This window comes from Veillonella sp. LMAG:90, assembly GCF_008679445.1.
Taxonomy (GTDB): Bacteria; Bacillota; Negativicutes; order Veillonellales; family Veillonellaceae; genus Veillonella_A.
Window position 1 is genome coordinate 700776 of the sequence record NZ_NAND01000001.1, and the last position, 14558, is coordinate 715333.

General features: G+C 40.2%; 16 protein-coding genes. All 16 read left to right on the forward strand.

Features of this window, described 5'->3' with window-relative positions:
- Positions 1-117 precede the first annotated feature (117 nt).
- A complete protein-coding gene (locus CCC71_RS03060) occupies positions 118-297 on the forward strand; it encodes a hypothetical protein (protein WP_295271082.1) in 180 nt (59 codons plus the stop codon).
- A gap of 10 nt (positions 298-307) precedes the next feature.
- Positions 308-1711, forward strand: coding sequence for a DNA polymerase (locus CCC71_RS03065; RefSeq protein WP_296332897.1), 1404 nt, complete (start codon positions 308-310; stop codon positions 1709-1711).
- Between the two features lie 16 nt (positions 1712-1727).
- Positions 1728-2246, forward strand: a complete 519-nt coding sequence (locus tag CCC71_RS03070; protein WP_296332900.1) for an endonuclease VII domain-containing protein — start codon at positions 1728-1730, stop codon at positions 2244-2246.
- A gap of 93 nt (positions 2247-2339) precedes the next feature.
- On the forward strand, positions 2340-2861 hold the full coding sequence (locus CCC71_RS03075; RefSeq protein ID WP_363315330.1) for a DNA polymerase: 522 nt from the start codon (positions 2340-2342) through the stop codon (positions 2859-2861).
- 11 nt (positions 2862-2872) lie between these two features.
- Complete coding sequence (locus tag CCC71_RS03080) at positions 2873-3058, forward strand: hypothetical protein (protein WP_295271087.1); 186 nt, start codon at positions 2873-2875, stop codon at positions 3056-3058.
- On the forward strand, positions 3052-3627 hold the full coding sequence (locus CCC71_RS03085) for an FAD-dependent thymidylate synthase (RefSeq protein WP_295294582.1): 576 nt from the start codon (positions 3052-3054) through the stop codon (positions 3625-3627). Before CCC71_RS03080 ends, CCC71_RS03085 begins: the two co-directional genes overlap by 7 nt.
- A gap of 34 nt (positions 3628-3661) precedes the next feature.
- Positions 3662-4360 carry a hypothetical protein gene (locus CCC71_RS03090; RefSeq protein WP_296332903.1) on the forward strand — a complete coding sequence of 233 codons (699 nt, stop codon included), beginning with the start codon at positions 3662-3664 and terminating at the stop codon, positions 4358-4360.
- Positions 4348-4830, forward strand: coding sequence for a hypothetical protein (locus CCC71_RS03095; RefSeq protein ID WP_295271095.1), 483 nt, complete (start codon positions 4348-4350; stop codon positions 4828-4830). Before CCC71_RS03090 ends, CCC71_RS03095 begins: the two co-directional genes overlap by 13 nt.
- 181 nt (positions 4831-5011) lie before the next feature.
- A complete protein-coding gene (locus CCC71_RS03100) occupies positions 5012-5287 on the forward strand; it encodes a hypothetical protein (protein WP_295271097.1) in 276 nt (91 codons plus the stop codon).
- A gap of 12 nt (positions 5288-5299) precedes the next feature.
- Positions 5300-6814 (forward strand): portal protein, encoded by a 1515-nt coding sequence (locus CCC71_RS03105; RefSeq protein ID WP_295271099.1) that lies wholly within the window; start codon positions 5300-5302, stop codon positions 6812-6814.
- A gap of 3 nt (positions 6815-6817) precedes the next feature.
- Positions 6818-7564: a capsid assembly protein gene (locus tag CCC71_RS03110; protein ID WP_296332910.1), complete on the forward strand. Its 747-nt coding sequence runs from the start codon at positions 6818-6820 to the stop codon at positions 7562-7564.
- Positions 7565-7583: 19 nt separating this feature from the next.
- Entirely contained in the window at positions 7584-8573 is a 990-nt protein-coding gene (locus CCC71_RS03115; protein ID WP_296332912.1) for a phage capsid protein, read from the forward strand.
- A 27-nt stretch (positions 8574-8600) separates the two neighbouring features.
- Positions 8601-9215 (forward strand): hypothetical protein, encoded by a 615-nt coding sequence (locus CCC71_RS03120; RefSeq protein WP_296332915.1) that lies wholly within the window; start codon positions 8601-8603, stop codon positions 9213-9215.
- Between the two features lie 2 nt (positions 9216-9217).
- Entirely contained in the window at positions 9218-11548 is a 2331-nt protein-coding gene (locus tag CCC71_RS03125) for a phage nozzle protein (protein ID WP_296332918.1), read from the forward strand.
- Between the two features lie 13 nt (positions 11549-11561).
- Positions 11562-12359, forward strand: coding sequence for a virion core protein, T7 gp14 family (locus tag CCC71_RS03130; RefSeq protein WP_295271112.1), 798 nt, complete (start codon positions 11562-11564; stop codon positions 12357-12359).
- Positions 12360-12376: 17 nt separating this feature from the next.
- Positions 12377-14548, forward strand: a complete 2172-nt coding sequence (locus CCC71_RS03135) for a hypothetical protein (protein ID WP_295294588.1) — start codon at positions 12377-12379, stop codon at positions 14546-14548.
- The last annotated feature ends 10 nt before the right edge of the window (positions 14549-14558 follow it).

Here is a 14558-nt window from a genome sequence, read left to right on the forward strand (position 1 = left end):
GAACATGTCATTACAATAATCAGAGAAGCCATATGAAGTCTATGAACTTACACTTCAGAAAGCTTTATGGACTCGGATAGCAACAAAATGGTCTTTAATCAAAAGGAGTGAACAACAATGATGAATACTTTTTTAATCAATGTACTTGAAATGTTAATTAATGGGCTTCAGAAATGGCGAGTAAAACTCATCAAGAAACAAATCAAGTCACTCAAAGGTTATAACTCATGGCATAACCAGCAGATGCACCGCAATAATCAAGATGTAGAATCATTAGAAAAACGCCTAAGTAAGTAGGTGAGTATGATTGTTATTCTTTGATATTGAAACAGACGGTTTACTTGATACGGTCTCAACCGTTCACTGTATGGTAATCATTAGTGATACTGGTGAGGTCTTCACGTATAGACCAAACGAAATAGACAAAGGTATCAAGAAACTACTCAGTGGTGACCAGATATGTGGACATAACGTTATAGCATTTGACTTACCAGTGCTTACCAAATTGTATGGCGTAGAGTTTGACCATGCGAAAGTAGTAGATACGCTTGTCTTATCACGGCTTGTCTACTCAAACATCAACGATTATGACGCCCCTTTAGTAAGGCGTGGTATTCTCCCTAGCAATCTTTTTGGACGCTTCAGTTTAAAAGCTTTTGGTTATAGGTTAGGTAATCTTAAAGGCACGTATGCTGAAGACAACGAGACCGCATGGGAAGCATTCAACGAGGATATGCTGGAGTATTGCATACAGGACGTTGAAGTTACAAAAGACCTTTATAACAAATTGGTCTCTAAGAAATTTACAGAGCACGCAAGTGAAATTGAACATAAAGCTCAATGGCTATGTCAAAAAATGGAGCACAATGGCTTCTACTTTGACATGAACAAGGCGCTGGAACTCAAGATGATACTTGAGAAAGAATACTTGCGTATCGTTGATGAACTTACTGAGTACGCTCCAAAGATACCTGATAAGGTATTTGTACCTAAGAGAGACAATAAGAGCCTAGGGTATAAAGCCGGTGTACCTATCCAACGGTACAAAGAATTTAACCCTAATAGTAGACAACAGCTTTACTACATACTGAATGACCATTACAAATACAAGTTTTTAGACTGTATGTATGACATTGAGATAGACAACAAAGGCGAGGAAAAGAGCCGTAAGTTGAAGCTCAATGAAGAAACACTAAAGGCAATCAGTAAAGACCCAAATGCGAATGATGAAGTTAAGCGCATAGCGGAACTCTATAGTAAGTCTTTCATGTTGTCTAAACGACTAGGACAGCTGGCTAAGGGTAGCAACGCATGGTTAAAACTTGTAGGTAAAGACCATAAAATTCATGGACGTATAAACCCTAATGGAGCAGTCTCAGGGCGAGCCACTCATAACAGCCCAAATGTAGCTCAAGTACCAGCAGTGAGCGCTGAGTATGGTAAGGAATGTAGGGAACTTTTTGGCGTACCTGAGGGCTGGTATCAAGCTGGCGTTGATTGTAGTGGTCTTGAGTTGCGTTGCCTAGCACACTATTTGTACCCCTATGATAACGGCGAGTACGCACATGAGATACTCAATGGCGATATTCATACGGCTAACCAGAAGAATGCAGGGCTTGAGACAAGAAATCAAGCTAAGACATTTAACATAATAGGTGTCTCTAAACCCATTGAAAACGGTGGAAATCCCTCAGGGATAATACCGTGCTAAGTCAAGAAAGGAAATAATGACAAGAAAAGAGTACGAAAAGAAACTATTACAGTGTGAACGAAATAAACCAAAAGAAAAACAGACAGCACAGCCTGATAAATATCCTCAAGGCTACTTTAAAGAAAAGAAATGCAAAGTTTGTGGAAAATCATTTACACCTAAAGCCCCTTCAGAATTATCTTGTAGTGAGTATTGTAGAAGCTATGCAGTAACAGAAGCATACTACAAAAGAAACTATGGAATAACTATTGAAGAATATTTAGATATAGCAGAACGCCAAAACTATAAGCGTGCAATATGCGGTAGAGATAATTTTCCTATGAAATCTAGCAGTAGTGGTTTATTAGTTGTCGACCATGACCACAATACAGGTGTTGTTAGAGGTTTACTTTGTCATAACTGTAATAGAGCGTTAGGTCTTTTACAAGACAACCCAGAAACTCTTGAAGTTGCTATTGCCTACTTGAAAAGTGTAACGACTATTCCAAAAGGAAGTACAACTAAGCAGTTGGAAGCGGTGGGTATCGAAAGATAAAGATATAGTCTAATCTCCATAGCAATATGGAGCAGTCCTTAGGACGGCTAAAGTGTAGCGAACTTTAGTGAATGTATATGTATTTACGCATTCTTGTATGGTGGTGGAAATGCTAAGATTGGAGAAATCGTTGGTGGCAGTGCTGAACACGGAAAGGAACTCAAAGACAAATTCTTGAAGAACACCCCAGCTATTAAGAAGTTGTCTAGCTCAATCAAGAATACACTAGCACCATTCAATATTGCTAAGCATAAGCGTGAATGGAAGCGCCGGTACTTGATTGGTCTTGACGGTAGAATCTTACACGTACGCTCCTTACATAGCGCATTGAATCTACTTTTGCAATCAGCCGGCGCCCTTATTTGTAAGCGCTGGATAACACGTACTGAAGAACGATTAGAATCTTTAGGTCTTACTCATGGCTGGAATGGAGACTTTGCTTTCATGGCGTGGGTACATGATGAATTTCAATGTGCATGCAAGACAAAAGAAATTGCTGAGGTAGTCGTACGTGAAGCTCAAGAAGCTGTACGAGATGTTCAACAAGAGTTTAACTTTAGAGTGCAATTAGATACTGAAGGAAAAATTGGTAAGAATTGGGCTGATTGTCATTAGAAGGAGAACGTATGGTAAGAAAGCAAATGAAAGTAAAAAAGTACGTGACATTGGTTGAAGAAACCGTTATAAGCGTACCCACTTATCTTGATGCTGATGACGTACAAAGGCGTGAAGAAATGTACCTTGAAAGGGAATTTGATAGTTTTGAACCGTATGAAGTATTAGAGTATCACATTGAGGTTAATGAATGGTAGAACTTATTAATTACACTCATGACTATAGCAAGCTGTTATGCAAGGCTATTTCTCAGTGTTATCAAAAAGAAGCCACTGATAAAATCTTACGCCATTGCATTGAAGCTGGACACCTGAGTGTATTAGAGCATGCTACAGCAACCTTTGAGTTAACTTGTAGCATTCAAACATTATTACAGTTGTCAAGACATAGGCACTTCTCAATGACTGTTCAGTCAAGCCGAGGGACAGTCTTACAAGAGCACCTGAAGGTAGACAACGAGAAGTTACAGCACCTCATCAATGAACAAGTGGCTAACTATGTGAATTGCAATATTGGAGAAGACATTAGTGAGGAAGACAGAGCATTATTAGCGCCCAAAGCTATGGTCTATCATCTAGTAATCACAGGAAACTTGAGAGCATGGTATGAGTATTTACCTAAGAGACTTTGTAAAAGAGCTCAGAAGGAACATCGAGAATTAGCTCAGCAGATTAAAGACAAGTTAGCTCAGGCGTTCCCTATTGTATTCAATCAAGACATGATGAACTGTTCCAACTGTAAAGAAAGGAAGTGTTCATTTGTCTAGTAAATTAATTTTTGATGCTGACATGTTGCTATATGTGGCGTGCAACCGGAACGAACAAGTTATCGAATGGGAAGACGGATTGTATACCCTTCATTGCTACTTTGATGACGTGAAGAACGCCTTTGATGAGCATGTGCAAGAATTGGTAGACATCGTATTAGACCACTATAACATTCATGGTGAATACGAGATTATCATGTGTTTGTCACACCCAGTTAACTTTAGAAAGCAACTTGTTTCTGAAGACTATAAGGCAAACCGTAACACATTAAGAAGACCTCTTTGTTATAAGCCAATGCGTGAATGGATAGCTAAGGAATACAACACACTGATGTATGAAGGGCTTGAGGCCGATGATGTTGTTGGTCTTACCGTAGGCAAGAATGATATTGCCATTAGTGGCGATAAGGACTTTCGATGTATTCCTTGTAGACAATATGACTTTATGCGTAATGAGTTTTATGAGGTAACACTTGAGGAAGCTAATTACTTCCATTTGTATCAAACGCTCATAGGCGATAGCACAGACGGCTATAAAGGTTGCCCTCATATTGGAGACGTAAGAGCAAGACGAATACTTGATGAAAGTCCAACATGGGAAACAGTTGTTGATACCTATGAACGCAATGGAAGCACCAAGGAAGAAGCATTGAAAAACGCAAGGTTAGCTTTCATTTTACGTAAAGGCTATTACAACAAGAAAACTAAAGAGGTGAGGTTATGGACACCGTGATTAAAGACCACAAATTAAGACACCCAGAGATTGAGTACCAACAAATTACTAATAGATTATATGAGTTAGCACAGGAGCAACCGTATGGGAAGCTGGTGTCTAAAAAGAGTATTCTTCAGACACTACATGAAGTACAAGAAGCTGGTGCATTGCGCACATGGTATGACCAAAAGGACGAACTTGTTGGACTACTTATATTTCAAGTTGGTGAGGTATGGTGGAGCGATTGTAGAATCGTGACCGAGGAAGTTGTTTTGTGTCTTAAACCAAATGAATACGCTGGTATTCAACGTGAAGCCATTCATGAGTTAGACCGACTAGCAAACGCATGGAATGCACGCTTAATCAATAGTGGCAACTTTTTGGCAACCAACCAGAAACTAATTGAAAACGGCTATATGAAGCGTGGTGGCTATCATCACAAATCTAGTAGCTTTCTTAAGATTGTGAAAGGTGAAGAAGATGACTGATGAATTAGAGTACCCACGAGTGTCTGAGGAACTACCTGAGTACATCTCAAAGTTATTTAGTAATGAGTATATTTTGAAAAAAGACACAATGAGTGCTGAAGGTAAACTAGCGTGCATCATGCTAAGAGATGAAATCTTGAACTACCTTAACACTTGCATTGAAGAAAGGAGAGTGTAAAGCATGGGTTTTATTGGCAAAGCAGTTGGCAAAATTTTTAGACCTGTTACAAAAATTGTTGGTAGTATCTTAGGTTTTGGTGGCAAAGGGGAAAGCAACCCAGTACAAATTCCACAGCCAACAGTAACGGCTCAACAGTTGGTACCACAGACTGAAGCCGTTACACCTGAGGCGCCTGAGCTAGGTACTAACAAGAAACGCAAAAAGGTTAGTCGCAAGTCCTTAATGATTGAACGTACAGGCTCAAATAGCGGTGGCGGTAGTGGTCTTAACGTGTAGTAGGTGTAGCTTATGGCAGAAAAACTACAGTTAATACCGGACGCAAAAACCACATTTAACAAATTAAAAACTGATAGAGACCCATACACTCAACGAGCTGAAGCGAATGCAAAAATTACCATTCCTTCATTATTCCCAAAAGAGAATGACAATGCTCAAACAAAGTATGAACAGCCGTATCAATCGGTAGGAGCACGAGGTATTAATAACTTGTCTAGTAAGTTAAACCTTGCGCTATTCCCACCGAATGAGCGGTTTTTTAGATTGGGTATCTCCCCAGCCGAATTGCAAGCTATGGGCGTAGACGAGAAACAAATGGCTGAAGCAGACCAAGCGCTAATGCGTATTGAAGAACGAGTGAATCGTTTCATTGAAGACAATCAAATTCGTATTACAGTCAACGAGTGTTTACTTCAGTTACTTGTAGCTGGCAACTGTTTACTGTTCCTTCCACCAGCTGAAGGGGGCGCACGCATGTACAACTTGAAACAGTATGTATTGCGCCGTGACCCTTTAGGCAACGTATTGCAGATTGTAACGTTAGACAAAGTAGCTAAAATGGCGCTTCCTGAGGAATTACAATCGTTAGTTGCGGACGGTAAACCTGAAGATGATATTGAGGTCTACACCAAAATTCAACGCAATGGAGATGAATGGGTAACATTTCAAGAAATCAATGAGACCATTGTACAAGGTAGCGAACAGAGCTATCCAATTGACAAAGCTCCATACATTCCTTTACGAATGACCAAGCAAGACGGTGAAAGTTATGGACGGTCTTTCATCGAGGAATACTATGGAGACCTTCTCAGTCTTGAGAATATTTCAAAAGCTATAGCCTTTGTTGCTATGGTATCTTCCAAGGTTTTATTCCTTGTAAACCCAAATGGTCTTACAAGACCAAAGAAATTACAAGACGCTAAGAGTGGCGATTTTGTAACAGGGCGTGCAGATGATGTACAAGCCCTTCAATTAAGTAAATATCCTGATTTACAGATAGCCTTACAGCACAGTGACAGACTGGAGCAACGGCTATCTTTTTCTTTTTTATTGAACAGTGTAGTCCAACGAAATGCAGAACGAGTTACCGCTGAGGAAATCAGAACGGTAGCAAGTGAACTTGAAGATACCCTAGGCGGTATTTATAGCATTTTGTCTCAAGAACTACAATTGCCACTAATCAAGCGTATTATGGCGGTCTTAATGTCACAGGGAGAAATCGTTCAATTACCTGACGGCGTAGTAGAACCAACTATTACCACCGGTATGGAAGCACTAGGACGTGGACATGACTTCAATAAGTACATGACGTTCTTAAGTGCTATCGGACAGGTACCTGAAGCATTACAAATGATGAACATTAGCAATCTTGTGACAAGCATTGCGACAAGCCTAGGTATTGAAACTACTGGTCTAGTTAAGACCCAAGAAGAATTACAGGCTGAGCAAGAGCAAGCCATGGGGCAACAAATGGCAATGCAAGGAATGGCGCAAGGTATGCAAGAAGCGCAAGGAGAGGAGATGTAACAAATGGCAGAAATCGAGATTAGCACAGCGTCAAATCAAGAGACTTTGACCGTTGAGGCTGACCCACAAGTACCTGAAGGTACACAAGAGGTTACGACTGAGACAACTCAGGAACAAGACCAACAGCAACAACAGGAAGCACAACCTGAAGAAAATACATCAGAGGGCACTGAAATTCAATCCGTTCAGGACGAAATAAATAGCCAAACTGAACTGGAATCTCAGCTCAAAACTGAACTTTCTGAAAAGGGTATTGACTTTGATGAAATCAGTAATGAGTACAACGCCAAGGGTGAGTTGAGTGAGACCACATTGAGCAAGTTGGAAAACGCCGGTTATCCAAAGACAGCCATTCGTGCTTATTTAGACAATCTTGAAATGCGTGCTGAAAAGTTTGCAAATACTGTTTTGTCTTTTGCTGGCACAGAGGTGGACTTCCGCAATATCCAAGAGTTTGTACGAGCACAGGGGAATGAAGCCATGGACGCATTCAACGGTGTTCTACAGACTGGCAACCTTGCAATCATTAAGGCACACATCAATGGTCTTAAGGCGCAAATGGGAAGCGCTTATGGAACAGCTAAGCCAACCATTATGGGGAACGGCACAGTTACCACAAGTGCACCACAGGGCTATCAGTCTCAAAAAGAACTGGTAAAGGCTATGAGTGACCCTAGATATTATGATGACAAAGCTTATCGTGCTGAAGTTGAGGCAAAAGTAAAAGCCACAGATTTTTCTAATTTATAAGACAAAGGAGATTTAACTAATGGCAACAATCCAAGGTATTACTAAACAAGGACAAGTAAAAAATTCTGGTGATGAATTACAAATGTTTCTTAAGGTGTTCAGTGGTGAGGTCTTAACAGCTTTCACACGCACCTCTAAAGTGATGAACAATCACATGATTAAAACTATCTCTAGCGGTAAAAGTGCTTCCTTCCCAGTTATGGGACGTACAACCGCTACGTATCTCAAAGTAGGGAACTCTTTAGATGACCAGCGCACCGCTATGGAACACAACGAACGAGTTATTAATATTGACGGTCTTTTGACAGCTGATGTCTTAATTAGTGACTTGTTTGAAGCAATGAATCACTTTGATGTACGTTCTGAATACGCTAATCAGTTAGGTGAAGCATTGGCTTTATCCGCTGACGGCGCAATGTTAGCTGAGCTTGCAAAACTTACAAAGGAGACAGCAGAAAACTATACTGGCGCTGGTAGCCCAGTTAAAATTGCTAAAACTGTAAAGGCTACTGGTATCAACCCAGAATACGGTGAAGCTATCGTTCAGGCGTTATTAGAACTCAAAGCAAAATTCAGTAACAATTATGTACCACCTACTGACCGTTTTGCATATATGAAACCTGAAGCTATTTCAGCAATCATTGCCAATAAGACTGCAATTGACCGTGATTATGGCGCAGTCGCTACTATTGTAGACGGTGACTTGACGAAACTTTGTGGTTTCAACATCGTGGAAGTACCACACTTAACTATGGGGGGCGCAGACAAGACTGGTATGGTAGGCACAGCACCAGCTGGGCATGACTTCCCAACAGACTTGAAGAATGACGTTGCGTTCCTTGCTTGTCACCGCACAGCATTAGCAACGATTAAATTGAAAGACCTTGCATTGGAACAGGCACGCCGACCTGAATACCAAGCAGACCAGATTATTGCAAAATATGCATTGGGACACGGCGGGTTACGCCCTGAAGCTAGTGCAATTTGTACTATTAAAGCTAGTGTTTAATCTAGTTTAACTTCTAGGGGGACTACTTTGTGGTCTCCCTATTTTTTTTTTATTTTGAAAGGAATAACTATGATACTTACACCTTTGACGCCATTAGACGCTGTTAATGAAATTCTATCGGCTATTGGTGAAGCACCAGTTGATACCATAGAAGACAGTGGCAATATTGATGTAGACAATGCTTATAGAATCTTAAAGAGTGTGAATAGACAAGTACAAATTGACGGCTATACATTCAACACAATCTCAAGTTATCCGTTGATACCAGATAGGTTTACCAAAGAAATTGCATGGGATAGCACACTGTTACGTGTAAGCACTACTGAGGGCAACTTCTTAAGAAATCGTGGTGGACTGGTCTATGATGTCACAAATAATACTGACAAGTTTGACGGACAAATTGAAGTAGAAGCTATTGTGTTAGTACCATTTGAAGAACTTCCTGAAGCCTTTAGAGAGTACATCACAATCAAGAGTGCACGCTTGTTTGCTACTAGATATTTAGGGGACGAATTGGCGATGAATGCGCTCATGCAAGAAGAACAAATCGCTAAAATTGCAGTATTCAATTATGAACTCGACCTTGAAAAACCTTCTATGGCTAACAATACAGATATTAGTAATGACCTTAAGAGGACGTAATTATGGGTAGAATAGCACAAGTAGTAAAAAATATCATCAGTGGTATATCTCAGCAACCGCCTATTATGCGCCATATGGAGCAATTACAGGAACAAATCAATGGTTTTTCTACTGAGGCAGACGGTTTACAAAAGAGACCACCAACGGTACACATTGCGGAACTCTCTTTGTCTACCACAATTAGACCAAAAATTCACGTTGTAAATCGTGATGAAAACGAACAGTACATCATGGCATTCGATGGGTCTACTGTTAAAATATGGGACGTTAAGGGGAACGCTAAGACAGTTACCATTGAACACCCTGAGTATTTAAAGACAAGCAATCCTATAAGAGATATTAAAGTAATCACTATGGCTGACCATACGTTTATTGTAAATAAGAGCACTACAGTAGCTATGAATACATCAGCTAAAACTGAAGAAGGACGGGCAGATGGAGCTACAGTATACGTTAAGAGTGGTCAATATGGACGTAAATATGAGGTCATTGTTGATGATACAACAGTGGCAAGTTATGAGACACCAAACGGCTCAGACCCAAGCCATACCACACAAATCGGGACGAACAACATTGCACAACAGTTAGTTAATCAAATGCGTGAGAAGGGCTATGACATTTATCACATTGGGGGCGAAAGTTGGTTTATCGTTGGGGGAATGACCAATAGAAACATTCGTGTTCGTGATGGCTTCAACAGTCAAGCCATTAGTGCATTTAAGCATGACGTTCAGAAATACACAGATTTACCAAGGACACATCGAGATGGCTACATTGTACGAGTGTACGGTGAATCAAATGGGGACGATGACTACTACTTAAGGTACAACGAAAAGTCACTCTTATGGGAAGAATGCCCCGCTCCTAATATTCTCTATAAGTTTAACTATGGAACATTACCACATAGATTAATTAGGCAAGCTGATGGAACATTCAAGTTTACAACTATTGAATGGGCTAACAGAGAAGCAGGGGACAACGATAGCAACCCAGAGCCTTCCTTTGTTGGTAGAAAAATTAGTGACATCTTTAGTTATCGCAACCGTTTTGGTCTTATTGCAGGGGAATCCGTTTGTCTTTCTAAAAGTGGAGACTACTGGAATTTTTGGGTAGATAGTGCAACTACAATCGTTGATACAGACCCTATTGATGTAAACGTATCTCACAATAGAATCTCAGAGTTATTCAGTGCAGTACCTTTTAATCAAGACCTATATTTGTTCAGTAGACAAACACAGTTTATTTTAACTGCTGACGGTGCACTGTCTCCAAGGAACGTTCAACTTAAGCAGGTCACAGAATTCGAAAATGACACTAACATTAAACCTATAGGTGTAGGGAGAAACCTATACTTTTCTTCTAATCGGTCTAATTATGCGAGCATTTTGGAATACTATGCAGTCTATGACGGTAACAACAGTAAAGACAGCAATAACATCACTTCACATATTCCAAATTATATTCCTAATGATATGTATGGACTTATTGCATGTGAAAATGAACACCTCATCATGGCACTCACAGAAGGTGCTAAAGACAGTATTTTTGTCTACAAATACTTGTACGCCCAAGAGCAAAAGTTGCAAGCCAGCTGGAGTAAATGGATATTCAGTGGTGAAATCATTGGTGCTGACTTTATTGGTAGTACCTTGTATTTAGTTATTAAGAGAAGTAATCGTGTTTGTCTTGAAAAAATGTTAATTGCGTTTAACACTAAAGACATTCCAAGCGAACCGTACAGATTACTCATTGACCGCAAGACTGAGGTAACACTCAATGGTACATTTGATGATTACAACTTGACATACACGTGGGACGCAAAGAACTTCTTTAAAGACACAAATGCTCAAAAGTACTTCCTTGTGTTACAAGACGGACGAACCTTTGAAAGTAATGAAGCTGGTATCTTTAAGTGTGATACTAATGCAAATCTTACTGGTATAAAAGCAATAGTAGGAACAGCCTATGAGATGAACATTGAGTTATCCACACTATACGTTAAGCAAGCAGACCAAAGTGGTACAACGTACATGCAGAACTATAGATTGGTCTTACAAGAAATCGAGTTTCAATATGCTGACAGTGGTGAATTTACTGTATGCGTGGAATATGTTGGTAAACCTACACGCAACTATAAATTCACAGGGCGCATTTTAGGACATGAAGAAAACATCATAGGAAAACACCCTATTGTTACAGGCTCATTTCGTGTACCGTTACACAGCCGTAACATCGACACAAAGATTATTATTAAAAACTATAGCCCTCTACCTAGTAGTCTTGTAGGTTACACATGGAGAGGCAACGTTACATATCGTTCAAGACAATTATAGAAAGGAGCACTGAATGAGTTGGCTAGGTTTAGGCTTACAACTTTTAGGCACTTATAACCAGTGGAAATCAGAGCGTGAACAGGCTAAAGCCGTTGGTAGACAAATGGCTGAGCAAGCAAAGAACGCTATTACCACGATGAACTATGCGTTCCAAAACTATGAAGAAGAACGTAGGGACGCATTTGACACCGCCCTTAGCAATCTGGAGAAACTCAATATTAATGCAAGTGGTTTACAAGGCAGTGTTGATAATGCGGTGTCTGAAGATTTAGGGGACAGTAAAACTGGGCGTCTTTTAAGCCGTGCTACTCATGCTGAAGCATTGCGAACCGCCTTGTCTGAAAAGGATAACTTCAAAAGAAGAAGCAATGAGATTGACCTTAATAAAGAACAGCAACTTGTATATACCAAAAGTTATACAGCTGGGTTACACCCACCTAAGATGCCAAGTAAAGGTGAACTTATCTTTAGGCTTGCCAATGCCGGCTATCAGGCGTACACACAACAGCAACAGGTGGACGCATTCAGACAATCTCACTACTACACAGGTGCACAAGGTGGAACAACTGGTAGCAATATGACCAGCCTTAGTCCTTCTTATAGCACCATGAACTACCAAGCTGGAATGTACGATAACCCTACCAGTGCTATGTACTTTGGGACTAACTCATTTAGGCAATATGGTTTTGGGTATTATCCATCGTCAACCAACTGGTTTAGTGGTAGAAGTTATCGTTCAGGTGCATACGCCAATGACCCTAATAATTTAGGTTTTGGAATGAGCACCTTTAGAACCTTAGGTATCTTTTAGATAAGGAGCAATGACATATGCCAAGTAATGTATCACAGGCAATAGGGACAGCCCAGCAGTTTATGCAACAGCCTAAGAACGTTTACGAAAAGAAACTCTTAGGTGTACAACAGAACTGGAACGTTACGGCAGAACAAGATGATAGCCGTTCACGTATAGGGAAAACCCTAGAAGCACTGGGAGTGTCCATTGGTCAGAATGATTTAGAACGTGAAAAGCAACAGTATGAAATCGCTCAGACAATAGCACCCCAGTTTTTCGATAAGTTAACAAATGAACAGAAAAGGAAACTCACCAATGCTGAAATCTTAGCAAACACTGGTGAGTACAACCTTAGTGATAATCGCTATGCAGTTGGTGTCTTAGACAAGTTGCGTGGTGAACACTTAAGCAACCAGTGGAATCAAGAGTACACCATGTATTCCATGAATCAACCACTGGCAAATAGTCTTGAAGAAGAACATCAGCGTTACGAGCAGTTTATGAATGGTAAATTTGATGAATGGCAAGACCTTAACAATGGGACTATTAGCAATCAGTACGCATTCTTCAATGGCTACTATGATAAACAAGCTGAACACGTTGTAGCAGTTTCTCAAAGTTATTTAGACAACAAAGAAAGACAAGTACAACAAGACCGAGTGACAACCATTCACTCAAAGGCAGTCGATGTAGGGCGTTTCTTTCAGTATAGTAAAGACTTAACTGATGAACAAATTGATGCTAAACTCATGGAACTTCAGACGTATGTCAACATAACACAAGGGAAGAACCCAGAAATTGAATTTAATATCAATAAGGACATCATGGAAACACTATTAGAGCATAGTGCTGACCAAAGGGTAATTGACCGTTATGGTGAGTTTACTGACTACCGTGGCAGACCAATTAAGGAAACACTGAACCCAGTAGATTATCGTGATAGAGTAGTTGCTAAGGGGCAACAAATTGCGAACCAGCAAGCCTTACAAGACCAAAAGGAACTTGATGCATTTACTTCAGTAGGTGCACTTGATGCTGAGTACACCCGCTTACAAAATTCTGATAAACTTGAAGATAAAGAAAAGGCACGCCGTTGGAGCACTAAGTATTACCAAAGAAGAAAAGAACTGGAAATTGAGGAAAAGCAACGGCAAGCTAGAATGCTGAAAGAGCAAACAGTACGAGGGACTGAAGAATGGCGTACAGGGCAACTCACTCAGATGATTAGAAATACTCTTAAAGAAGACTGGGCTGGTGTCATTCCACAGACTGAAAAGGAATTAGACGCAATGGGCTTAGGTGGACTGGTAGCACTTAACCAAGCAATGTTACCAATTCTTGACGAGTTAGCACAGGCTGGAGATGACGCTGGGTTAGCACGTTTAGCAAAACAGCCAATCATGGCTAAGGGTATGCAAGCGTACTTTAAGAATCATTTAGACATCGACTTGACACGAGGAGTTATGTCACCAGCTATTGAATTGGCTTTAAAGTATGCTGGTAGAGATGGTAATTACATTAAACAAGTAGTTGGTGAACAGTATGCACCAGATGTTACCGCATTGAAACTCTTAGTAGACACTAATGGTGTAGAACAAGGTATGCAGATTTATCGTGAAGGTAGGCAACGATTAGACAATACTGATGAAAAGAAACGTATTACTGATGAAATCAAGTTGTCCCCTAAAGGCGATATTCAAGTGTATGACCTCTACTGGGACGCTGAAACACCGTACACGTATAGCCCTGAAAAATTACCACCTGATATGATTAAAGACACTGAAGAATTAGCTATTCGTTATCGAGCCTTTGGTTTCTCCACAGAGCAGTCTTTGGAAATGGCTAGGATAGCTACTCAACAGAAATACGTTGCCGTTAATGGTGTCTTTATTCCTACTATTGACTATCAGAAGATTGTCAACATGAATACGCCACGGACTAATGAAGCCCTTGAATATGCTATTCGTGTCTTTACAAATGACTATGTGTCCCCAGCACGTTGGTTTTCTAATGGCTCAGATGTGTACTTAAGTGTTACTGAAAATGGAACACCTAAGTCTTACTCATTGAAACAAATTATTAATCAGGTAGACTACTCTACACAATGGTTTAAAGACCACCCAAGTGAAGACAACAACAGTAATTCAGATGTTACTTATGATAGTGTAGTTGATGAAGTTTTATATAGTGATGGACGAACAGACTAGGAAAGGAGAA